This window comes from Flavilitoribacter nigricans DSM 23189 = NBRC 102662 (assembly GCF_002646595.1).
GTDB lineage: Bacteria > Bacteroidota > Bacteroidia > Chitinophagales > Saprospiraceae > Flavilitoribacter > Flavilitoribacter nigricans.
Genome location: NZ_PDUD01000011.1, coordinates 182,526 through 204,794, shown reverse-complemented (window position 1 = coordinate 204,794; position 22,269 = coordinate 182,526). Strand labels below are relative to the sequence as shown.

The 22,269-nt window shown below is 52.0% G+C and carries 18 protein-coding genes; 14 read left to right on the top strand and 4 right to left on the bottom strand.

Features of this window, described 5'->3' with window-relative positions; all coding sequences use genetic code 11:
* The first annotated feature begins 198 nt into the window (after positions 1-198).
* The 3 genes from CRP01_RS08125 (at position 199) to CRP01_RS42205 (ending at position 3,544) form a co-directional block, all read left to right on the top strand.
* On the top strand, positions 199-855 hold the full coding sequence (locus tag CRP01_RS08125) for an OB-fold-containig protein (protein WP_099149522.1): 657 nt from the start codon (positions 199-201) through the stop codon (positions 853-855).
* A gap of 194 nt (positions 856-1,049) precedes the next feature.
* On the top strand, positions 1,050-3,215 hold the full coding sequence (locus CRP01_RS08120; protein WP_099149521.1) for a flotillin family protein: 2,166 nt from the start codon (positions 1,050-1,052) through the stop codon (positions 3,213-3,215).
* A 161-nt stretch (positions 3,216-3,376) separates the two neighbouring features.
* Positions 3,377-3,544 (top strand): hypothetical protein, encoded by a 168-nt coding sequence (locus CRP01_RS42205; protein ID WP_170110276.1) that lies wholly within the window; start codon positions 3,377-3,379, stop codon positions 3,542-3,544.
* Positions 3,545-3,662: 118 nt separating this feature from the next.
* On the opposite strand, the gene CRP01_RS08115 is transcribed toward CRP01_RS42205, so the two are convergent.
* A complete protein-coding gene (locus tag CRP01_RS08115; protein ID WP_099149520.1) occupies positions 3,663-5,561 on the bottom strand; it encodes a heparinase II/III domain-containing protein in 1,899 nt (632 codons plus the stop codon).
* 138 nt (positions 5,562-5,699) lie between these two features.
* Here CRP01_RS08115 and CRP01_RS08110 point away from each other — a divergent pair, with 138 nt between their 5' ends.
* From CRP01_RS08110 to CRP01_RS08095, 4 genes are all read left to right on the top strand, one after another.
* On the top strand, positions 5,700-7,103 hold the full coding sequence (locus tag CRP01_RS08110; protein ID WP_099149519.1) for a sulfatase-like hydrolase/transferase: 1,404 nt from the start codon (positions 5,700-5,702) through the stop codon (positions 7,101-7,103).
* 272 nt (positions 7,104-7,375) lie between these two features.
* Entirely contained in the window at positions 7,376-8,980 is a 1,605-nt protein-coding gene (locus tag CRP01_RS08105; RefSeq protein WP_099149518.1) for a TlpA family protein disulfide reductase, read from the top strand.
* Between the two features lie 362 nt (positions 8,981-9,342).
* The gene (locus tag CRP01_RS08100) at positions 9,343-9,579 is read left to right on the top strand and encodes a hypothetical protein (protein ID WP_099149517.1); all 237 of its coding nucleotides are present in this window, start codon (positions 9,343-9,345) and stop codon (positions 9,577-9,579) included.
* 51 nt (positions 9,580-9,630) lie between these two features.
* On the top strand, positions 9,631-10,233 hold the full coding sequence (locus CRP01_RS08095) for a PRC-barrel domain-containing protein (protein WP_099149516.1): 603 nt from the start codon (positions 9,631-9,633) through the stop codon (positions 10,231-10,233).
* Positions 10,234-10,345: 112 nt separating this feature from the next.
* On the opposite strand, the gene CRP01_RS08090 is transcribed toward CRP01_RS08095, so the two are convergent.
* Together CRP01_RS08090 and CRP01_RS08085 are read right to left on the bottom strand one after the other, a co-directional pair.
* Entirely contained in the window at positions 10,346-11,536 is a 1,191-nt protein-coding gene (locus CRP01_RS08090) for a low temperature requirement protein A (protein WP_099149515.1), read from the bottom strand.
* 155 nt (positions 11,537-11,691) lie between these two features.
* On the bottom strand, positions 11,692-12,816 hold the full coding sequence (locus CRP01_RS08085) for a flavin-containing monooxygenase (RefSeq protein WP_099149514.1): 1,125 nt from the start codon (positions 12,814-12,816) through the stop codon (positions 11,692-11,694).
* 110 nt (positions 12,817-12,926) lie between these two features.
* On the opposite strand from CRP01_RS08085, the gene mgrA reads away from it, so the two are divergent.
* The 6 genes from mgrA to CRP01_RS08055 all read left to right on the top strand — a co-directional run bounded on the left by mgrA (position 12,927) and on the right by CRP01_RS08055 (position 20,337).
* Entirely contained in the window at positions 12,927-13,940 is a 1,014-nt protein-coding gene (gene mgrA / locus CRP01_RS08080) for an L-glyceraldehyde 3-phosphate reductase (RefSeq protein ID WP_099149513.1), read from the top strand.
* A 104-nt stretch (positions 13,941-14,044) separates the two neighbouring features.
* Positions 14,045-15,001 carry a hypothetical protein gene (locus tag CRP01_RS08075; protein ID WP_099149512.1) on the top strand — a complete coding sequence of 319 codons (957 nt, stop codon included), beginning with the start codon at positions 14,045-14,047 and terminating at the stop codon, positions 14,999-15,001.
* Positions 15,002-15,061: 60 nt separating this feature from the next.
* Positions 15,062-18,043 (top strand): CHAT domain-containing protein, encoded by a 2,982-nt coding sequence (locus tag CRP01_RS08070; RefSeq protein ID WP_099149511.1) that lies wholly within the window; start codon positions 15,062-15,064, stop codon positions 18,041-18,043.
* A 332-nt stretch (positions 18,044-18,375) separates the two neighbouring features.
* On the top strand, positions 18,376-18,795 hold the full coding sequence (ruvX, locus tag CRP01_RS08065) for a Holliday junction resolvase RuvX (protein WP_233752653.1): 420 nt from the start codon (positions 18,376-18,378) through the stop codon (positions 18,793-18,795).
* Complete coding sequence (def, locus tag CRP01_RS08060; protein ID WP_099149509.1) at positions 18,795-19,352, top strand: peptide deformylase; 558 nt, start codon at positions 18,795-18,797, stop codon at positions 19,350-19,352. Before ruvX ends, def begins: the two co-directional genes overlap by 1 nt.
* Before the next feature lie 226 nt (positions 19,353-19,578).
* Positions 19,579-20,337 carry a glucosaminidase domain-containing protein gene (locus tag CRP01_RS08055; protein WP_099149508.1) on the top strand — a complete coding sequence of 253 codons (759 nt, stop codon included), beginning with the start codon at positions 19,579-19,581 and terminating at the stop codon, positions 20,335-20,337.
* Between the two features lie 85 nt (positions 20,338-20,422).
* Here CRP01_RS08055 and CRP01_RS08050 read toward each other — a convergent pair whose 3' ends face one another.
* The gene (locus CRP01_RS08050; protein ID WP_099149507.1) at positions 20,423-20,950 is read right to left on the bottom strand and encodes an SH3 domain-containing protein; all 528 of its coding nucleotides are present in this window, start codon (positions 20,948-20,950) and stop codon (positions 20,423-20,425) included.
* A gap of 218 nt (positions 20,951-21,168) precedes the next feature.
* Here CRP01_RS08050 and dprA point away from each other — a divergent pair, with 218 nt between their 5' ends.
* Positions 21,169-22,263, top strand: coding sequence for a DNA-processing protein DprA (gene dprA / locus CRP01_RS08045; RefSeq protein WP_099149506.1), 1,095 nt, complete (start codon positions 21,169-21,171; stop codon positions 22,261-22,263).
* Positions 22,264-22,269: the final 6 nt, after the last annotated feature.

Here is a 22,269-nt window from a genome sequence, read left to right as displayed (position 1 = left end):
CTTTGGCCACAATCAGTGGCCCGGGAGTTTATTGCCCGGCCGGTTTCCGGTTCAGGGGAGCATTACTCCCCTGGGAAATAGTGAGCAGTTGGATAATATCCCTGCCGGCACGAAGCCGGATCTGACCAGGCCTTAGCTGCCGGGCATCCGGCTACCGGACCACATAACCGTCGAGTATTCGACAAAAAGATCTCAGTCATGCAAGCATTACTTCAGGAGGCATTATTGCCCGTTAATATGGTTTTTACGATCCTGTTGGCCTTCGTCATGCTGTATTGGCTGACGGTGATCCTGGGCCTGATCGATATCAGCGCAATGGATATTGACCTGGAGGTTGAAGCGGAGGTTGACACTGAGCTCGATATCGACTCTGATACCGAAATGGAGAGCGGCAGCAGCGGCTGGTTCAGTAGCAGCCTGCAGTTCTTCAACTTCGGGCGGGTGCCCTTCATGGTGGTTTTTTCTTTCCTAACACTGTGTATGTGGGCCCTGAGCCTGCTGGCAAACCACTACTTCGGTCACGGCAGTTGGGGAACGGCAACGGTCCTTTTCCTGCCCAACCTGGCGATCAGTCTGTTGATCACCAAGATCATTACAACCCCGCTGATCCCCGTGTTTCGCCACTTTGACGGCAGCGCCTTACCGGTGGAATATATCGGTCAGGAATGTACACTGACCCTGCCGGCATCCGGCAGCGCCATGGGGCAGGCCGAAGTTTTGATAGACGATACGCCCCTGCTGATCAATGTCAAACTGGACGGAGAAGCCCTGCTGGAACGGGGCTCCAAAGCTCTGGTAGTCAATGAATCTGCCGACGGACGGTATTACATCGTCAAAGCATTAGCCGGGGAATAGACCGGGTTCTGTTGGAATTGTCCCAACAAAAATGGTAATCGATAGCAGCAAATAATTACCGATTGGCGCGCGAAGCGCCCCGGATCGGCCCGGAAGAACTATGTCTCGAATAGCCGGGAATTACAAAAAGTCCGAAAAAAGCTGCAATGCAGCTTAGCACTGATTAAAAAATTAACACACAAAACTTATACACTATGCTCTCAAATGTCATGTTATTCGTCGCCATAGCAGGTGGCGTTATCATCCTGCTGGTAGTGGCCATGTTGGCCAGCTGGTACAAAAAGATCCCGCAGGGCCAGGCACTGGTCCGCACCGGTAGCGGCGGCACCAAGGTCGCCTTCGACCGCGGTATGCTGGTCGTGCCGGTACTGCACATGGTGGAATCCATGGATCTTTCGGTAAAAACCATAGAGATCGGCCGTCTGAAAGAGGATGGACTACTCTGTAAGGACAACCTCCGGGCCGACATCAAAGTGGTTTTCTTCGTACGGGTCAATCAGGAGACCAAAGACATCAGCCGGGTGGCGCAGACCATCGGTTGTAAGCGTGCCTCCGATCCGGAGATCCTCCGGCAGTTATTTGAGGCAAAATTTTCCGAAGCCCTGAAAACGGTGGGCAAGCGCTTTGAATTTGTGGAGTTGTACGACAACCGCGAAAAGTTCAAGCAGGAGATCATCAATATCATCGGTCTGGACCTCAACGGGTACGTGCTGGACGACTGTGCCATCGACTACCTGGAACAAACCCCGATCGAATTTCTGAAAGTGGATAATATCCTGGATTCAGAAGGTATCAAAAAGATTACCGAGCTGACGGCTACCCAGAAGATCAAGGCGAACTTCATCCGCCGCGAGGAAGAAAAAACGATCAAAGAGCAGGACGTGGAAGCGCAGGAAGCCATTCTGGAATACGAGCGCCAGCTGACCGAAAAGGAAGAGCGTCAGAAGCGGGAGATCGCGAACATCCGCGCCCGTGAAAACGCCGAGATCGCCAAGATCAACGAAGAGGAAAGACTGCGCTCCGAAATGGTCCGCATTCGCACCGAAGAGGAGATCGCTATCGCCGAGGAGAACAAAGCCCGCCAGGTGGTGGTAGCGGCCAAAAACCGCGAACGCACCGAAGCGGTGGAAACCGAAAGAGTGGAGAAAGACCGTTTGCTGGAACTGACCGAGCGCGAGCGCATCGTTACCCTCGCCGAGATCGAAAAGCAGCGGGCCATCGAGCAGGAGCAGAAGAACATCCAGGATGTGATCCGCGAGCGCGTGATGGTGGAGAAAAAGACGGTGGAAGAAGAAGAGAAGATCAAAGATACCCGCGAACTGGCAACCGCCCGCCGGGCCAAGGACGTAGCCATTATCAAAGCCGAAGAGAGCGGAGAATCCGCCATCATTCAGCAAACGAAAACGGCAGAAGCCGAGCGCCTGGCCGCCGAGATCAACGCCCAGAAGCTGCTGATCGACGCCGAAGCGGAGAAAAACGCAGCCGAGAAAGAAGCCGAAGCCCGCAAGATCCAGGCCGAAGCCAAAGCGGCGGAAGAAGCGACCATCGGTTTGTCCGAAGCACAGGTGATCGAAGCCAAAGCCCGGGCGAAAGAGCAGGAAGGCCTGATCGAGGCCGCCGTACTCGAGAAGAAAGCCATTGCGGAAGCTAAAGGCATCGAAGCCAGAGCATCCGCTACCCACAAGCAGGGTATCCTGGAAGCCGAAGTACTGGCCGAAAAAGGTACCAGCGAGGCTAAAGTGATCGAACTGAAGAGTCTGGCCACCGCCAAAGGCGCTTCCGAGCAGGGAATGGCCGAAGCCAAAGTCCTGCAGGAAAAACTACTGGCCGAAGCCAAAGGTGTAGAGGAGAAAGCCAAAGCCATGCAGAAACTGGATGGTGTAGGCAAAGAGCACGAGGAGTTCAAACTGCGCCTGGAAAAAGAGCGTGATGTAGAACTGGCCAATATTGAAGTACAGCGCTATGTAGCCGAGGCTCAGGCCATGGCCCTCAGCGAGGCCTTCAAAAATGCCAAGATCGACATCGTCGGTGGTGAATCCACCTTTGTGGACAACATCATGAACGCCATCAACCGTGGTAAAACGGTTGACCGCCTGGTGAGCAGCAGCGATACCCTGGGTGACCTCAAAACCACCCTGCTGGGTAACGGCAACGGCACCCCCGGACTGCTCAACCAGATCCACGGCATGGTAAAATCCGCCGGATTCAAAAGTGAAGACGTCAAGAACCTGTCCCTGGCCGCCCTGCTGCTGAAACTGTACAATCAGTCCGGCAGCGAGGATAAAGGAGCCATCAGCAAACTGATGGACGCGGTTAAACAGTACGGCCTGGGTGAGCAGCAGATCTCCGGTCTGCTCTAAGCCTCCGGCCGGATCAGGACTGGACGAATTGTCGGGTTAAAATATCCTGGATATAGTTTTGGTCTGCCCCGGCTTCCTGCAACCAGATATTGGGATCAGGTACCGGGGCAATTTCTTTGCTTTAGGGAGATCAAGAGACAAATAACTTTTAAGTAAAAGATATGAATAAGAAAAATAACACCGGCTCAGGAATGGCCATCGGCCTGGCCATCGGTACGGCGATTGGTGTCGCCACGGATAATTTCGGTTTATGGCTCAGTTTAGGCGTAGTGATGGGATTCGCCATCGGCAACATGCGCAATCAAAAGGAAAAGGATGAAGAAACATAGCTAAAATTTACCTACCTACTGAAGTAAAATTGGTTTGATCCTGGCGTGATATTCACGTTGGGATCAAACCAGTTTAAGCACAGCAAAAGGACACTTAGAATTAACTAAGCGATCGCTCTCATTCACCGGACAGGCGCACCCGGATCTTCGTAGTCCCGTCCCGGAGCGTCCAGGCCGGTATCCTGATCTCCAGACGTTTCAGCTTAGCTTTGGTGAGATCGAGATACAGGGGCGGGGGATCCAGCGATACTACCGATACCTGGAGTTCGGGGTGAGAAAGGATCTCCAGTTTTAAACTTTTGCCGTCTTGCCGGAGTACGGCACCTCCTTTCACCATTTCCACCTCCGCCTGGGTCATAAGTTGCCAGGTGATGAGTTCGGTCGCCGCGGTACACTCAATCTCATCTTCGATCAGCAGGCTGGTGGCGCTATCTTTGACAAACCGCCGACTGGCGCTTTTCAACTGCCCCGCAAAAGCGGGCGTCAGATCGATGGTAGCTTCCGGTTGGGCTCCCTCCCTAAAATCAACAATAGTCGCTTTACCTTCCACGACGTGAAGCTGATCGTTGACCGTAAACGTACTGTGCCCGAAGTTATTGGTGTTCAATAATTTCCAGCGGTCGCATTCCTGGCAGCGGGCCCACAGGTTGAATCCGGTACGTTCCACCACTCCATAATTTTTGAACTTTCCGAGATCCAGGCTCCAGCGTACGCCGTCCAGTTCAAACACAAAAGAACCCGCATCCATATTGCCGTGGCTCATACCTCCGCGCCCGCCCTTGCCCCCGAAGTAGTACTGCCGGGAATCCTCTGCACCACCGGTAAAGAACACCACCGGATTGATGCCGTCGCCTTTCCAGGAAAGAGGCACCCGTTCCGCTCCCCGCTCCTCGTACTGCGACATCCAGACCAGGGAAATTCCGGCCAGTCGGTTCAATAGGCCCATCTCATCGGGCGGTTTTAAAAAACGCTCTTTTTCGAAAAACGTCTTATTACCCGTTTTTGCCGCAAACCAGGCCAACGTAAGATCGCCATTCTCGCTCCGGCTTTCTCCGCAATCGCCAAAATTGTAGACCAGGCCCGTCGGCGCATTGGACAGCACCCGGAAAATAGCACTCTCCCGAAATGCCGGATAATCAGCGATGCCAAAATCCGTTCCGAAAGCGCTTTCGAACATGGCGGCGGTCACCACGGAAAAGGAAGTGCCGTAGTTCCAATAGGTGGCTCCTTCCGGATAGACCCCGTCGGGGCCGTACGCGTGCAAAGCGTAGACCATTCCGTCAATCGCCCTGCGAATAGTTCTGGCCGCCAGTTCCGGGGCCATTTCGGCGACGGCCAGGGCCGCCGCAACCATACCGCCGTTACAAACCTGGTTCCAGTTGTTTTCCCGGTAGACCCAGTGGTTCTGGTTCCCGCCTTCCGGCCAGCTGGGTTTGATACCCTTTTCGATCAAGGATCTTTTGGCCAGCTCAATGGTGGACGAAGGCAGGTCGCCGGCCGTCCAGTCGAGAGCCAGGGCAATAGCCAGGGACATCTCTCCCACGTCGAGAAAATGCTTGGGGTTCCAACTCGGGAAGTTGCAGGCAGCGATGACCTCTTCGTTGATCCGCTGCAATATCCGGGGCTCCTTCTCCATCCGGTACACCATCGCCAGCATATTCATCCGGTAGAGCATGTCCCGCGATATATCCAACTGATTGTTCTGTGATCTTTCTTCCAGCGGAATATCCAGATTGATGATCGGCAGCGCAAAGACCTTTTCCGCATTTAGCCGGATAGCTTCATAGACATTCTGGATGACCGGATCTGTCCGTACTTTTTCTTTCAGCCCGGCCTCGATCTCCCGGTTCAGGACCAGGCGCGGCAGCTCATTTCGCAAATTATTTTGGAGAAATGCGGCTGATATCGGATTTTGTAATTTTTGGGGTGTCGTTTGGGCCATGACTGAAGTTTTTACCGTCAGGAGCGAAAAGCCAGCCAGCAGCAATAGGAATGTTATCTTTCCCGATAATTTCATGATCATTGTTTTTGGTAAGGGCCATAGGAAAAGTGAACCGAGCCATTCAGGCGATGTTGCCGCGTATCGGAATGCTCTCCCTGTCAAGGACGCAGCCCGGATGATCTACCCTTTTTTACCGTCAGATAAAATACCCTTATGAAAAAAGCACGCTATCTATACCTGCCCTTTCTCTTCCTTATTTGCTGGGGCTGCTCCCGCAATGATGCCGATCGCCAACCCAACGTCATTTTGATCTTCATTGATGATATGGGTTGGGCCGACCTGTCCTGCTTCGGCAATACCGACGCTCAGACCCCGAATATTGACCGGCTGGCGGCGGAAGGCATCTGTTTTGATCAGTTCTACGTCAATTCGCCCATTTGTTCTCCCTCCCGGGTAGCGATATCCACCGGAACCTATCCCCAACGGTGGAACATCACTTCTTACCTGGATCGCCGGGAGCGAAACGAAGAACGGGGTATCGCCAACTGGCTGGACCCCGCGGCCCCAATGCTGGCCCGCGACCTGAAAAAGGCCGGCTACGCTACCGGGCATTTCGGGAAATGGCACATGGGCGGCCAGCGCGACGTTGCGGATGCGCCTCCCATCACCGAATACGGTTTTGATGAGTCGCTGACCAATTTTGAAGGCATGGGCGCCAAATTGCTTCCTCTCACTAAGGATGAGACCGGGGAAGTCGGCCGGATCTGGGAAAAAGCCGAGATCCTGGGCGGCCCCTTTACCTGGATGCAGCGATCGGAGATCACGACCGGCTTTATCGATGCGGCGATCGATTTTATGAGTAAAGCCGAAGATCCGTTCTACGTCAATATCTGGCCGGACGATGTACATAGCCCCTACTGGCCCCCTTTCGAAGAGTACGGGTTGGCCAAGGAGGCGGGAAAGCGCGGATTGTATCTGGCCGTACTGGAAGCCATGGATCAGCAGTTCGGAAAACTATTTGATTTCGTCCAGTCCAACGAAAAGCTACGCGACAATACCCTGATCCTATTCTGTTCGGATAATGGTCCGGAACTGGGGGCCGGCAGGGCCGGTGCCCTCAAGGGTTATAAAACCCACCTCTACGAAGGAGGGATCCGCTCTTCTCTAATTGTTTGGGGGCCGGGATTTATGGACGAAAAAGTGCGGGGTACGCGGAACAATACATCCGTGTTTTCCGCCATTGATCTGAGGCCATCCCTGTTGGATTTCACCTCGACGGAAGCGCCCGAAAATGGGGTATCCGACGGGGAGAACCTGCTGCAAGTGCTGTTAGGGGGATCCGAATCGTCCCGCAGCGCCCCGATCTTTTACAGCCGGCCTCCGGACCGAAAGAATTTTTACGGATTTGAAAACCTTCCCGATCTGGCGGTACGGGAGGGCGTGTGGAAATTGCTGTGCGATTACGACGGCGGGCGGCCGGAACTGTACAATATCGAAAATGATCCGGGAGAGCAGCACAACCTCGCGGCCATGCATGCGGAAAGGGTGCAGGATCTGACCCAACAGGTAACCCAATGGTACCAGTCTATGCCCACATTGGAAGACCGTGAGCAATAACTATCAGCAAGGCCATAATTCCTTCGTCAACAGCTTACATAGCTTTATACCTCATGAAAAATTATGATTTCTGTCCGCAAATTGTGGCAGGTCCGGTAAAGTATGGCGAACTTACAGCATGCGCTCCGTACGGTGTAAAAGTGCTCCTGTATCCGTTTTTCAGACTATCCGGGTAATTCGGGCAGAATGGTTTTAACCCGGCAAGAGTATTTGCTCAGAACTTGGTAATCTTGTCATTACAATTGATTGCGCTCATTTAAAAAGTATTGATCTTGAACTACAAATGCGTTTTTCTCCTGTTATTATCCACCCTATTGTTTACCTGTCGTTCCACCGAAGATCCGGTGGAGATCCAGGCTCAACCCGTCAATATCAGCGGTAAGATCGAAAACTACCAGGGTATTTACAATACCGGTAAAATGACCTATTTCGATGCGGTTACCCGAACTATAAAGGACGAGATCTTTCCGATTGACAGCCTGGGAAATTTTGCGATCTCATTTCCGTTGACCCATCCCGTCATCAACAGTATTTATTTCGATCTGGAAGGTGGTTATTACAATGATTTCCTGGTGCGGCCGAATACCGATTACAGCCTCACTTTCCGGGGCCAGGAGTTGGTGTTCAACGGAGCATCCGGGGCGGATAACCGGGAAATGAGCGATTTTAAAGAAGCCTTACACGCTGCCATGGGAGAAAAACTGGAGCGGGCTGACACCCTTCACAATGCGGGCCTTTCCATTTCCGATTATATAGATGATCAAAAGGAACTGGAAGCCGAAAAGATGGCTTTTTTGGAGAATTACCGGGAAGAACACCAACTATCCGAAGCTGTTCTGGCCGCTTTACGCAGTGAGATTAGATTCAAAACGGCCCACGCCTGGATCAATTATCGGTATACTTATGAGAGTGGTGCGCCCCGACCACGTAAATCTTTGCCCGAAAACTTCTACTCCGATCTATTCACAGCTTATCCGGTATCCAATCTCGAAGATATTCAAACCCGCGTCTGTATCGATTATCTGGCGAATATCATGTCCGTATTGTCCCGCGAATCTATTGATCCGGATGATAAGGTGCTCTATTTCAAGAACAATACTAACCTTTCCCCGGAAGAATTAGAATTGATACGCCGGCTTTTTGAGGGAGATCGAAGCGTCACCAACAAGCAGGAATTTAAAGACTTGGCCCGGGAACACAATGATGCCCTCCGGGAACTGGATATAAAATACCGGCTGCACGCGCTTTTGCAGAACGTTCAGCAAGTACCGACGGCACTGGCCAGGGATCTGGTCATCGGTCAGGGCATTGCCGAGCACTATTATGAGAACAGCCTCGTTCCGACTGATGAAGAGTGGGCGCAAATTGCCGGGCACATCCACTACCCTTCTATTCTGGAACACCTGAAAGCGCAAAGTCCGGAACAAATGGAGATTAAGGATCCGGAGACCGTGGCGGACGCCGGCGGGGAGGCTGTGGAGGTCAATCTGGAAGCTGTCCGGGAGAAATACATCGATAAATACAAAGGCAAAGTCATCTATATCGATTTTTACGCGACCTGGTGCGGGCCCTGCCGCCAGGAGATCCCGCACGCCAAACGCCTCCATCAGGAATTTAAGGACGAAGCGGTGGTTTTTCTAAACCTTTGCGCCCAATCCAAAGAGCAGGACTGGGAGAATATGAAAAAACAATATGCGCTGGAAGGGGAAAATTACTTCCTGACCAATGAAGAATTCTATCTGCTTTCCGCTACCTACCAGGTGGATGCCTTTCCGACTTACGTTCTGATCGACAAATCGGGAGCGGTGGTCAATTACGACGCGTTGCGGCCGAGCTCGACCAAAGCCCTTTACGACCGTATTCGGGAGTTGCTTTGATGGATATGGTGCCCAATAAGTTGGTTACTTTCCGGTAATTATCCTCCGGAATGCCCTAGATATACACCACCTGCTAGCCTGGAGTCTATAGGTTAACATTCGGCTGCCTTCACCTACCCGGACACCGCGGCGGCAGCCGGATAGATCCTGAGCATTCCCGCCAAATCGCAGCAAAATAGGCTGACTTTTAAAAGGTTAGCCAAACGAACGGTATCGTCTTTTCCCTACTTACCCCTACACTTCCTTACCAAACACGGACTTATTGGTTGCTGTTTATATTAAATACAATAGCTGCGTACTCCGGCTTTACGAGCCGCCCCGTCGTCTATTGCTATTTTCCCGAACCTCTAAAACCAAAAGTCATGGCAGAAATTAAAATTGAAAAGAAAAATTCGGCCACCAGGTCGTACATGCCCTTCATTCTCATATTCGTAATCTTGCTGATTGCAGCATTGGTTTGGTTCATTCTCGATGATTCCGATCGTGACGACGATAACCTGGAACTGGAAGAAACCGGAATGGTCATCCAGCCCCATCAGGAGCTAAAGGCACAGCTCGACACCTACACGCCCTCATTTACTTACCAGAAAGTGAGCTAAGCATCCGGAATAACCCTTTTATAAAATTTCTCAAAAAACCCAACTAAAGTCATGGAACCGAATAATGTTAATGAGCAAACTACGAGTTACGAAAGAAATCAACTGGCCTACCTGGACGATCTCGAAGAATGGCAGGTAAGCCAGGACGACACCGACGTGCGAGGTTGGATGGTTTACACCGCCAACGGAGAGATAGTCGGTAAGATCAAACGCATGGTCGTCGCTCCGGCCCAACTCCGGGTTCGCTATCTGGATGTGGAACTGGATCACGAAGTTACCAATGCCTTCCGGGACATGATGCGAAGGCTTAGAGGCGTGGATGAGCGCGACGCCCCCGCTACCTTTAACGAAGACGATAAAAATGTATTGATCCCGATCGGCCTGGCCCAGATCGATGAAGAACAACATAAGGTATGGGTGCCGGGCCTGAGTATCAGTACGTATTACCTGCTGCCGCGCCACCGGCACGGAACGCTGATCACTCCGGCTTACGAGGCCGATGTGGTCACCTATTACGACCGCAACTATCTGGAACGCAGCGGTAAATACGACCGGATGGGTTACCATCCCGACCGGCATCGCGACTCGGATTACATGGACGACCATTTCTACGATTGCGAATATTTCCACGATCGGGAACTGGCCGAACGATAAGGTTTATCCCAGTACAGGTCCGGATATTGAGCCGGACGTCCTGGCCGGAGTAGGTGTTGCCACTAAAGTAAGTGGAGGCATCTACTCCGGCTTTATTTTTTCGGAAAGATCATTATTCCTCCAGCTTCGCTCTAATGCCGTAATACTGCGTATTGAGATAAGTTATTTCGGCCAGCAGCAGGATCAGCACGCCCAGCAGGTAGGTCCGGACATTCCATTCGATATGGAAAAAAGTAGCGATCAGGAATAACAATGCCGTCAGCAGCAAGGATACCCTTATGGGGCGTTTGATCTTTTGAAACGCTCCCGGAAATTCCAGTAGCCCGATCATCAGACTCACGGAGATCAAAAAGATCGTTACGGCGTACCCAAAAATATTTTCGGATACATAGGCCTCGTGGTTATCGACAAATAAGGACGTGAAACTAACGGCGATCAGTCCCAAAGAGATCAGTGCCGGCACATACAGCAGCTCCAACAGCGAAGCGTTCAAAAAGCCGTTTTTAGGTTCACGCTGGGAAACCAGGGTGAAAAATATCCACCACAGAGCAAATACCACGGCCAGGGCCAGCCCAAAATCCACCCAGGCGGAAAAGTCCAGCACTTCTTTTTCCCCGATCCCGTTCACCACACCGATAACCAATTCTCCAAAAACGATGATCGTGAACAGACCCAGTCGCTCAAACATACTGGAAGAAAGGTTGAGATCCGTATTCGTGCGGCGAAGTAAAAACTGGGAAATAAACGGAGGGGCATAATTGCAGATGATGATCAGGGGAACGAGCACCTTCAGCCAGGCCGGTGACAGAACAAGGCTCAAACCCATAAGGGCCAGAGAGATCAAATAAAGCACCGTGTAAGGTAAATTGTACTTCCGGTGCGAAGGATCGTAAAAACCGACACTCCACCACAGATAAGTGATGTAGAATTGCATGATCATAAAAACGACCGTAATACTGGCGTAGTCCTCGGGCGACAGGTGATCCAGCGTAATCGACAAGGCCGCAATGATCATCATTTGCCAGAGCGTCATCAGGCGGGTCCGCAGGCCTTCATTGCCGTGCAGATCGTGGTAGAGGCTACCGTTGAGCCAGCCCCAGAAGATCAGCATAAACAAAGCGGCGTATTCGAAAAAACTTTCCAGGCTAAGGTGTTGGGACAGATGGTGCGTGATCCGGGCAATAGCGATCACGTATACCAGATCATAAAAAAGTTCCAGCCAACTCACCCGGCGATCTTCTTCGGGCGCATCGAATTTTTTGGGCGGGCCCCACCAGGCGGATGAAACTTTGCTAAATGCCATAATTCTAAGTGTTTTGTGCTTGCTTCAGGTTAAGGTAATGCATAAATTTTGTCTTTTCGGGCGTAGATATAACGGACGGATGGCCAGCAAGAGCGGAGACCTGGAAAGTTTTAAAAACTTTCCAGGTCTTATTGGGCACGTTCCGGACCTCTTCCCTACCCTTCCGCGATCGCCTTAGCCACCACTTCCGAATCCTTATAGATCGTGCCCAGAATACCCCCGAGTTTATAATTATCAAATCCGACAAAATAGAGGCCTTCGTTTTCGGCAGCGCCGGCCAGCGGACCGCGTGGAAAACCGAAGCGATCCAGTTCCGGGGCTACCTGCTCCACAAAATTTTCCAGTTGGGGTCGGTATCCGGTCGCCAGGATCACGGCGTCGAAATCCAGCGCTTTACCGTCCGGCATTTGTACGCCGGTAGTAGTGAAGCGGGTGAAATCGCCGATGATCTTTATTTGACCCGATTTAATATAGTCCACCGTGCCCAGATCGATCAGCGGGGTTTTGCCCGTCTCCTTTAATTGAACGGCCGGGTGCACCTTGGACATCGGCACGCCGTATTTGCTCAGGTCGCCGATCACGACTTTCCGTACCATGGTGCCCAGCCAGTCGCCAATCCCAAAGGGAATCTTTTCCAGTTTTTTGGCCGTCAGTTGTACCGGCCGCCCAAAAACATCACGGGGGACGATGGTCACCGGGCTGCGTACGGAAATGGTCGTGTCGATATCGTGCTCGGCCAGGTCCAGGGCGATTTCCGCACCGGTATTGCCCATGCCGACGATCAGCACTTTTTGGCCCCGGTAGGGTTCCGTATTCTTATAGTCCCGACTGTGGACGATCCGTCCGGTATACACATCTTCGCCATCCCAATGGGGCCGATTGGGCACATGGTTCGCACCGGAGGCGATCACTACCCGATCGGCGGTGAAGGTTTTACCGCTTTTGCAGGCGACCGTCCAGGTGACGTCTACTTTTTTCACCTTCGAGACGGTCTCATTAAAATGCGGTTGGATATTAAAATTCCGGGCGTAATCTTCGTAGTACTGCACCAGATCCCGACGGGCAACGTACAGTTCGTACTGTTCCGGAAAGGGCTGATGGGGCAGATGCGATAACTGCTTGACGGTGTGCAGATGCAGGCGATCGTAATGACCGTGCCAGGAGGAGGCGATCTGATCCGTCTTCTCCAGGATCTCAAAATCGAGGCCCATCTTCCGCAGACGGCCCGCTACCGCCAGTCCGGCCGGACCGGCTCCGATGATCAGGATGGGAGTATGCATACTTATTTTCGGTTATAGCTGTAAACTTCTGGATCATTGGCAATTTACTACATTTGCAACACGGCAAAGAGCTAATCACCAACTTTCGACATTCTAAAAATAAAGCACCTATGCGTATTGGAGACAAGACCAATCCCATTGATTACCGCCCCGCAGAGGACCGGTACGACGACATGACCTACCGCCGCAGTGGTAAAAGCGGCATTCTGCTACCGGCAATATCTATTGGCCTTTGGCACAACTTCGGCCATATCGACCGGATCGAAAACGGACGAAATATCCTAAAAAAAGCCTTTGATCTGGGCATCACCCATTTTGACCTGGCTAATAATTACGGCCCGCCCTTCGGTTCGGCCGAAGAGAATTTCGGTACCATTATGAAAAGGGACTTTCTCCCCTACCGGGATGAATTGTTCATTTCTTCCAAGGCCGGCTACGATATGTGGCCCGGGCCTTACGGCAATTTCGGTTCCCGCAAATATCTGATCGCCAGTCTGGATCAGAGTTTGCAGCGGATGGGACTGGACTATGTGGACCTCTTCTACCACCACCGGCCGGATCCGGATACGCCTCTGGAAGAAACCATGGGAGCACTGGACCAGATTGTGCGCCAGGGCAAGGCGCTGTATGTCGGCATCTCCAACTATCCGGCCGATGAGACCGCCAATGCGGCCGCTATTCTGAAGGACCTGGGTACGCCCTGTCTGATCCACCAGGTTAAGTACTCCATGTTCGACCGGGAACCGGAAGACAAACTGCTCGATACCCTGGAAGAGAACGGGATCGGCTGTATTACTTTTTCCCCGCTCGCCCAGGGGATGCTTACCAAAAAGTACGTGGACGGTATTCCCGAAGATTCCCGGGCCGGCAAGAACATGACCTATCTTGCAAAGGAGCAGGTTGAAGCCAAACAGCCCAAGATCAAAGCCCTGAACGATCTGGCCCAAAAGCGCGGTCAGGAACTGGCGCAAATGGCGCTGGTCTGGTTACTGCGCGATCCACGGGTCACCTCCGTGCTGATCGGTGCCAGTTCGCCGGAGCAACTGGCCGAAAATGTGGCATCCCTGGAGCAGCAGGCATTTTCCGATGAGGAACTGCAAATGATCGAAAGCATTTTGCAGTAGCGATGCGGACAAAAGACCTGGAAAGTTTTTGAAACTTTCCAGGTCATTCCTCCAACGGGTAAACCAATTGCCGGTCTTTTTTTGTTAAAAGAAAAAAGCTTGCAATGAAAACTCATCTTCTATCTCTACTGGCCCTCTTCATTTTTTTTAGTGCCTGCAACCATGCAGCCGCTCCCGGTGAAGACGAGCCCACTAATGCACTCAAAGTTTCCCTGAACGGAACGGCACCGGACCGGCTGGATGATTACTGGTACCAGGGTAAGGCTGAGATCAGCCGGTACGAATTGTCCCAAAACCGGTACAAGGATAACCATCCCGGTGAAGTAGTGATGATCTTCGTTACCGAGGATTTTCTGACCGATAAGCAGGTTAAGAATGATAATTATACCAACTCGAACTCTATTCCCATCCTGAAAAACAATATCGTTAAGACCTTTCCGACCGGAATCTATACCTATAATATCATGACCTCCGTATTCACTCCGGTGCAGCCGGACGCGCATCCCATGACGCTGAAAGTGAGCAACTCTTCTCAGGAATGGTGTGGCCAGACCTACATGCAGATCAATTACAACGAGCGGAAAGACCGCTACGACTACCTGCTGCATTCCTATTTTGAGAACGAAGCGGATAAAACCGGGAACGTAACGGCCACCGTTATGGAGGAAGAACTTTTCAATCGCATCCGGATCAACCCGGCATCCCTGCCCGCCGAAGACCTGGATATACTGCCGTCCGCCGAATTTACCCGTCTCACCCACCGGCCCTATGCTCCCACTCCGGCCACCTTCAGCCTGGCCGACTACCAGGGTGAAGAATTTACGGGCGAGAACCTTCAGGTATATACCATCCGCTACCCGGAACTGAACCGCACACTGGAGATCGTTTTTGAAGCAGCAGCACCCTACCGGATCGCCGGCTGGAAAGATACCTATCCGAGCATGTTCGACAAACAGCCACGGTCTACCATTGCCAAACGTACACATTCCGTAATGGATGCTTACTGGAGCCACAACAGTCTGGCGGATATGGACAAAAGGAGCGAATTAGGATTGGATTGATTTCATTTGTGGAGAAAGAAGGCTACCTTTGAGAAGCAATTTGAATTAATACAAGGTCACTTGCTTACTCCCGCAATTTCTCCGAAGCTCCCCCGGGAGCTGTACGCCGTTTTACTCACCTTGCTGCTCTCTGTGGGTTACCACCACGGGCTTTCGGCGCTGGGAGTATACCAGAATGACCCGGAAGAGATCCGGGAAGTGGCCCGCAATCATTTCAATCTGGCCCGGGAGTTGCGGCTGGATGGCCAACTGGAAGCGGCCGACCGGCATTTCTCCCAGGCCCAGCAATATTACCGGCAACTGGCGGATTGGAGCATCATCGTTTCCTCCGCCATTTACCGCAGTCAGATCAATTACGACCTGGACCGGCTGGACAGCATGCGGGTGATCCTGGAAGAAGCCCAGCGGATCATCGATCGCGAAACCCTTTCGGAAGAAAATTTCAAACAGGAACGGATCTATTACTTCCGAGCACTGTATCTCGAAAAGACCGCCCAGTACCAGGCCGCTTCCAAAATGCTGGACCGGGCAACCTCCATTCTTACCCGGCTCGAAAAGCTCATCGCGCTGGATTCCGCTTATCTGTCCTCCCACAAATCCGCTTCGGGTTCCATTTATTACGAACGCCGGGATTTTGAAATGGCGATCAATCACTACCAGGCCGCGTTGGCCATTTTTCCGGTCACCCGGCCGGATCCGGAAAAACAGGTCGGCATCTACAACAATCTCGGGCTGGCCATGATCGAAATGGGGCAACTCAGTCAGGGGATGGATTACCTACAGAAAAGCCTCGACATTTTACCGGACCTGGATCCCCGTAAAGAATACGAAGATTTTCTCCAGACCTATTTTAACCTGATCCGTGCTTACCTGCTCCGGAAACAACTGCCTGCGGCTCAAAAATATCTGAACCTGGCCCGGGAGATCCTTCGGGATCATCCGCAGGACCTTCACCACTGGTATTCCCTTATGGCTCAGTTGCAGGAGCAACAGTCGCGTTTACCGGAGGCCCTAAGCAACTACCGGGCGTCGTTCGAGGCGAGAAAAGAGGCCCGGGGAGCAGACCATCCCAGTGTGGCGAAAGTCCAGCTGGCGATCGGGCAGCTTTCCCACCAAATGCAGGACGAGCGGGCGGCACTGCGCGCTTTTCAGCGAGGCCTGCAGATCTTTGACCGGCAGCTGGATTCGACCGACTACTACGCCGTCCCCCGGCTGGAAAAGATCAGTGATTACTACCTCCTGATCCAATTGCTGAACCATCGCGGATCTACCCTGAAGCGTCTGTACCCCGAAGCGTCGGAACGTATTCTGCCTACTTTCCGAACGGCAATCCGGGCCATTGATAGTTTGCGCTTATTGTATGAATCCGACGCCTCCAAACTGCTGCTCAGCAAAGAGGCCAAATCGGTTTTTGCGTCGGCACTGGAATTGCTCTACCGGCAGTACCAGCAGCAGCAGGATCCGGCATTGCTGGAGGAAGCCTTCCAATACATGGAAAAAAGCAAGGCGCTGCTCTTGCTGGAAAATATCCGAAAATGGCGGAATATCCGGCTGCAGCGATCCGCTCCGAAGGATCGTGGCGACCGCTTCACCGAATTGCTGGAAGAAGAAAAAAACGCCAAACTGGACCTGATCCTCCTGCAAAGAACGATCGAGGATCTGCAAAAGAACGCCGGAGAACAGTCCGGTGAAAAGCTGGATAATCTTGAACGGGAACTGCAAAAGGTCTACGGCCAGTACCAGACCATCAAATCGGCGCTTTCCGACAGCTTTCCTCAGTACTACCGGGCGAGCTACGGTGATGCCCTGGCGGGCATTGGCCAGATCCGGGAAGAATTGCTCCGGGATAAGGGCACACGGCTGGTTTCCTATTTCATTTTCGGGGACCAGAGTTTTGCGATGCTCATTAGGCCGGAGGGAGCCGTTTTTCAACAGCTTCCGGAGCTGGCCCGCTGGGAAAACGATTTCAAGTCCTACCAAAAAGCCCTCCGCACCCAGGGCAAGGCCCTGCTGGAGCCCGCTACTTACGAGTCTTATGTGCATTCGGCTTCCCGGCTGTACGACGTTCTGCTCCGCCAACTCCTGCCAGAAGACGCAGCGGACGAACTGCGTTTGTACCTGATACCGGATGATATTCTCGGATTCCTCGCTTTCGAGTCCTTACTGGTCTCTCCTCCCAGCGGGGATCAGATCAGTTATGCGCCCGCTCAGCAGGATTACCTGATCGAGCACCACGCGCTGGCTTACGGTTATTCGGCCACTTTATTGCTGGAAAGTATTCACCGGACGGACGGTCCGGATGAGCGCAGTGATTACGGGGGCTTTGCGCCGGTATTCAGGGAGGGCGACGTTGGACGGGCGATAAGTCGCGACTGCACAACGGGCAGTCTGATGTATCTGCCGTACAGCGAAAAAAGTGTACAGGAAACCCAGGAAATACTGGAAGGAACCGCATATCTTAACGAGCAGGCGAGTTTGCAGAACTTTAAGGCATCCGCCGATAAATACCGGATCCTTCAGCTCGCTACCCACGCCTGCGTCGACGAGCAGGATGCGCTTTTTAACGTGATCTATTTCCACGATACCACGCTGGCGACCTACGAGATCTTCGATATTCCCATGCGGGCGGATCTGATCATCCTCAGTGCCTGCGAGACCGGCAACGGTGACCTGCTGGAGGGCGAAGGGATCATGAGCTTGTCCCGGGGTTTTTACTACGCCGGGAGCGCCAATATCGTGACCAGCCTCTGGCCCGCCGATGATTATGCCACCCAGACCCTGATGGTACAATTCAACCGTTACCTCAAAGAAGGCCTGCCCAAAGACCGCGCTCTCCAGCGGGCTAAACTGGACTTCCTGAACGCACCCAATCTCCGTAGCCTGAGTGCCGCGCCTTCTTTCTGGGCTAATTTTATCCTGATCGGCAACCAGGAAAAGATCGAACTCGATGCACAGCGGGCCACCTGGCACTGGTTCCTGCTTCCGTTCCTGGGGGTATCCCTCATTCTGGCCCTCTTTTATGGCCTGAGCTGGCGAAAGTAATTTCGCTTCTGTTTTTCTTTCCTTCCAATTTTCGGGCTGCTTTTTTGAACAATTCTCAATGAATCCGGCCATTCCCAACTAAAAACACATGAAGAAAGCTCCATTAATCACCTTTTCTGCTCCCTTGATCACCTTTGATTGGGTACTTCCAAAAGCACCTTTTAAATTGTGGACAGTTTGAAGACGAAAACGCATTCTTTTGAATACGTTTAGTTTTCAACGACTGCGGAGGATAGTTGCCGGCATAATGATTTATGACCGGCAACATTTTTTTGCGCCTGTCCGAATTCAATTCACCACCTTATTTCCGGTATAAAGTCTATCTTTGCGGCGTGGCAAGAGTACTCGCTATTGATTATGGTACCAAACGAACGGGGATCGCTGTTACGGATCCGCTGAAGTTGATCGCTAGTCCGCTGGAAACAGTGTCGACCGCGACCCTGCTGGATTTTCTCGGAGCGTATCTAACGGACGAAAGTGTGGAGGCGATCGTTGTTGGTGAACCGCTGCATGCGGACGGCAATCCGACCCAGATCCACCACCTCGTAGTGGGGCTGGTTCGCAAACTTCGCAAGACCTATCCGGAGATCACCGTAGAATTACACGATGAGAGTTTTACGTCGGAAGATGCTAAAAAAGTGATCCTGCAGAGTGGTACCAGAAAGAAAAAACGCCGGGACAAAAGCCTGGTAGACAAAGTGAGTGCGGCCCTGATATTAAGTGATTATTTGGAAAGTAAAAGACTTTGGTAATGATCTTACCTATCTACGGATACGGTTATCCGGTATTGAAGAAAGAAGCAGAACCCATCAGCAAAGATTATCCCGAACTGGAGCAATTGATCGAGAATATGTGGGAAACTATGTACAAAGCCTCCGGCGTTGGCCTGGCGGCCCCACAGATCGGTCTGCCGATCCGCCTGTTCCTGGTGGATACGGTACAGATAATGGAAGAAGGACAAAAGGAAATGGGGATTAAAAAAGTACTGATCAACGCGCAGAAGATCGAAGAAGTTGGTGAGCCCTGGGCTTACGAGGAAGGCTGCCTCAGCATTCCGGACGTGCGCGGTGATGTGGAACGTCTGCCCCAGTTGCGCATCCGTTATCAGGACGAAAATTTCGAAGAACACGAAGAGGTATTCACCGGTATCAATGCCCGGGTCATCCAGCATGAATACGACCACATTGACGGTATCCTTTTCACTGAGCATCTGAAGCCGATCAAAAAGCGGCTGATCAAAAGAAAACTGGAAAATATCCGGAAGGGTAAGGTGAAGGCCGATTACCGGATGAAATTTATCGGTAAATAGTCAGTTTTTGCTGCAGTATTATCGTAATCTTACCTAAGGGGCGGTTCCCATCAGCCGCCCAAATCCAACATTTTTGTTTGAAATTCGGGACCAAAATTCCCACGGCGGCGGGCCTGTAGGTAGGATTTGGTGAAAATTTTTAAATCCGGACACAAAAAGTTTTATTTAGATACAAAAAGTTTTATTTTTGTTCATATCACTATTTTTGTTTGAAAAACATTGTGTTATGAGCGGAAAAGATACTACTTCTCACCTGGCCCGATTTGTAAAAATGCACTGGTTCAAGATCTCACTGGTTGCTTTTTTGTTGTTTTTAATCTTCAAAAAAGACTTCAGTTTTACGATCAATCTGAACGCTCCGGCTCCTACGGAAACTACCATGCCGCCGTCCCGTCAACCGGTACAGCAGGAGCCGCCGCCCAAACGGGAGACCTTCACCGAACAGGCCAAACAACAAAGTATGACCCCGCCGCCGGAACAGGGTGTATTGGACCGCTTTGACTTTTCCTCTATCCTCGGTGGTTCCAACGAACAGTTGAAAGACGAGCTGTACCGGATCGACTCCGAAACGGTCGTGGCCTATATCGAGCGCTTCGGTCGTGTGGCCCGATCCGAACAGAAAAAATTCGGTATTCCCGCATCCATCATTCTGGCCAATGCGCTGCTTCACAGTCAGGCCGGTAAAAATGAATCTTCCAGCCGGACCAACAATCATTTTGGCCTCGCGTGTACAGACGACTGGATCGGGGAAAAATGGGAGAAGGATGGCGATTGTTACCGGGTATACGAAAATGCCTGGACCAGTTTCCGGGACCACAGCTTTTTCCTGACCACCGGTACCTTTGCTGATCTGCGCCGGCTGGACTCCAAAGATTACAAAGGCTGGGCCAAAGCCATGGAGAAAAAAGAATACACGAAAAGTGATGATCTGGCCGATCAGTTAATCGAGGTGATCGAGAAGTGGCGGCTTTACGAGATCGATTAATCTCCGAATACGGTGATGTCTGGCTGCATCGGGCATCACCGTATTCCGAAAGTACGCTCCTATAACCATTGCTGAATACTCTAATCTAATACGCGCCCTCCAGTTTCTTTTTATAATACTCCACTCCCGCACCGTAGACCCAGCCGACGTGCCCGCGCCCGCGCACTTTGATCCAGGGTTCGTCCGGGGTGATCCGTCCGAGGTTGATCTGCTCGGTGGAATCCGTCACTTCGCCCATAAAGGCGACTTCTTCGAAAAGTTTCAGGCTGGTCAAGACTTTGCCGCTGAGTTTGGGCTCATCCCGCAGATTAAGACCGTCGATGGTCACGTAAAGTGGAGCATAGCCCGTGCCCGCCGGACTTGCCGGTCTCGCCGGCGAAGGAGTAGCAGCGGGAGGCAGCAGATCGCCCAGGGAATCTTCCGGAGGGAGTTCTACCGCATCGACATTGCGGTTGATCAGATCCTCAACCACATCGGTATCAGAATTGGCCTGTTCACTGTAAGACCGCTTCGTATCACCGCATTTATCGAACGCCCAGATGACGATCCCGATAAAAAATATAATGATGATAAGCACCTCCATCTTGGGAAGCAATGAAGATTCCTTTGCCATAACAGAGCCGTTTTTTTTAACAAAGATTGCTATTTTTCTGAAATAAAACTAACTTAGTTCCCGTATTCGGGACCGATCAGCGGCTTAATCCTACCCATCGAAGTTGTTTTTGTAGTACTCCATTTCATCGTAGATTTTAACATCATCATTTCCCGGTCTTTTTCATTTTCAAACTCTAACTATGTCCCGGTTGGACATAGCAAACGCGAACTTTTCTGATGAGTGATCTACTGTACAAGATCGGGCTGACCCAGATCCCCAATGTCGGTCCGGTACTGGCCCGCCAACTGGTGGCCTACTGCGGCAGCCCGCAGGCCGTTTTCGAAGCCCGCCGCAAGGAATTACTGCAAATCCCCGGCATTGGGGTCCAAACCGCCGCCGGGGTACTGAACAAAGAAGCCCTGCTGGCTGCAGAGCGGGAATGTCGCTTTGTTGAGCAATTCGACATCCGACCGCTTTTTTATCTGGATCCTGCATTTCCCACCCGACTGAAGCACCTAAGCGATGCGCCCATATTGTTGTACTACCGGGGTAATGCCGATCTGAACCATCCCCGTACGGTTGCGATCGTGGGTACCCGTCAACCCAGTCCGCAGGGTATCAGATCCTGTGAGCAATTGGTGGAAGAACTCCGGGGATACGGCGTACAGATCATCAGCGGCCTGGCCTACGGGATCGATATCTGTGCCCACCGGCAGTGTCTGGAGGTGGGTATACCAACCATCGGCGTTCTGGGGCACGGCCTGGGACGGATCTATCCGGCCCAACACCGGCAAATTGCCGAAAAAATGAGCATGGAGGGCGGATTGCTTACGGAATTTACCAGCGGTACCGCCCCGGAACGCGAACATTTTCCCATGCGTAACCGGATCGTAGCCGGCTTGTGCGACGCCCTGGTCGTGGTAGAAACCGCCCGCAAGGGAGGCTCTATGATCACCGCCTATATGGCCAATGATTACCATCGCGACGTTTTTGCTTTTCCCGGACGGGCCCGGGACCACAACGTGCAGGGTTGTAATCTGTTGATCAAAAGTCACCGCGCCGCCCTCATCGAACAGGCCGCCGATATTGCCTACGTGATGCGCTGGGAAGAACCGGATCAGTCGCAGCCCAAACAAACACAGTTATTTGTAGAATTGACGGAGGAAGAAAAATTAATTGTAAATTTGCTACAGGAGCACGAGGGTATTGACATTGACCATTTAACATTCGCGTCCCAATTGAAAGGCAGTACCCTGGCCGGCCTGTTGCTAAACCTCGAATTTAAAGGCATGATTAAAACCCTTCCCGGTAAACGCTACACCCTCATCTAAAATGCT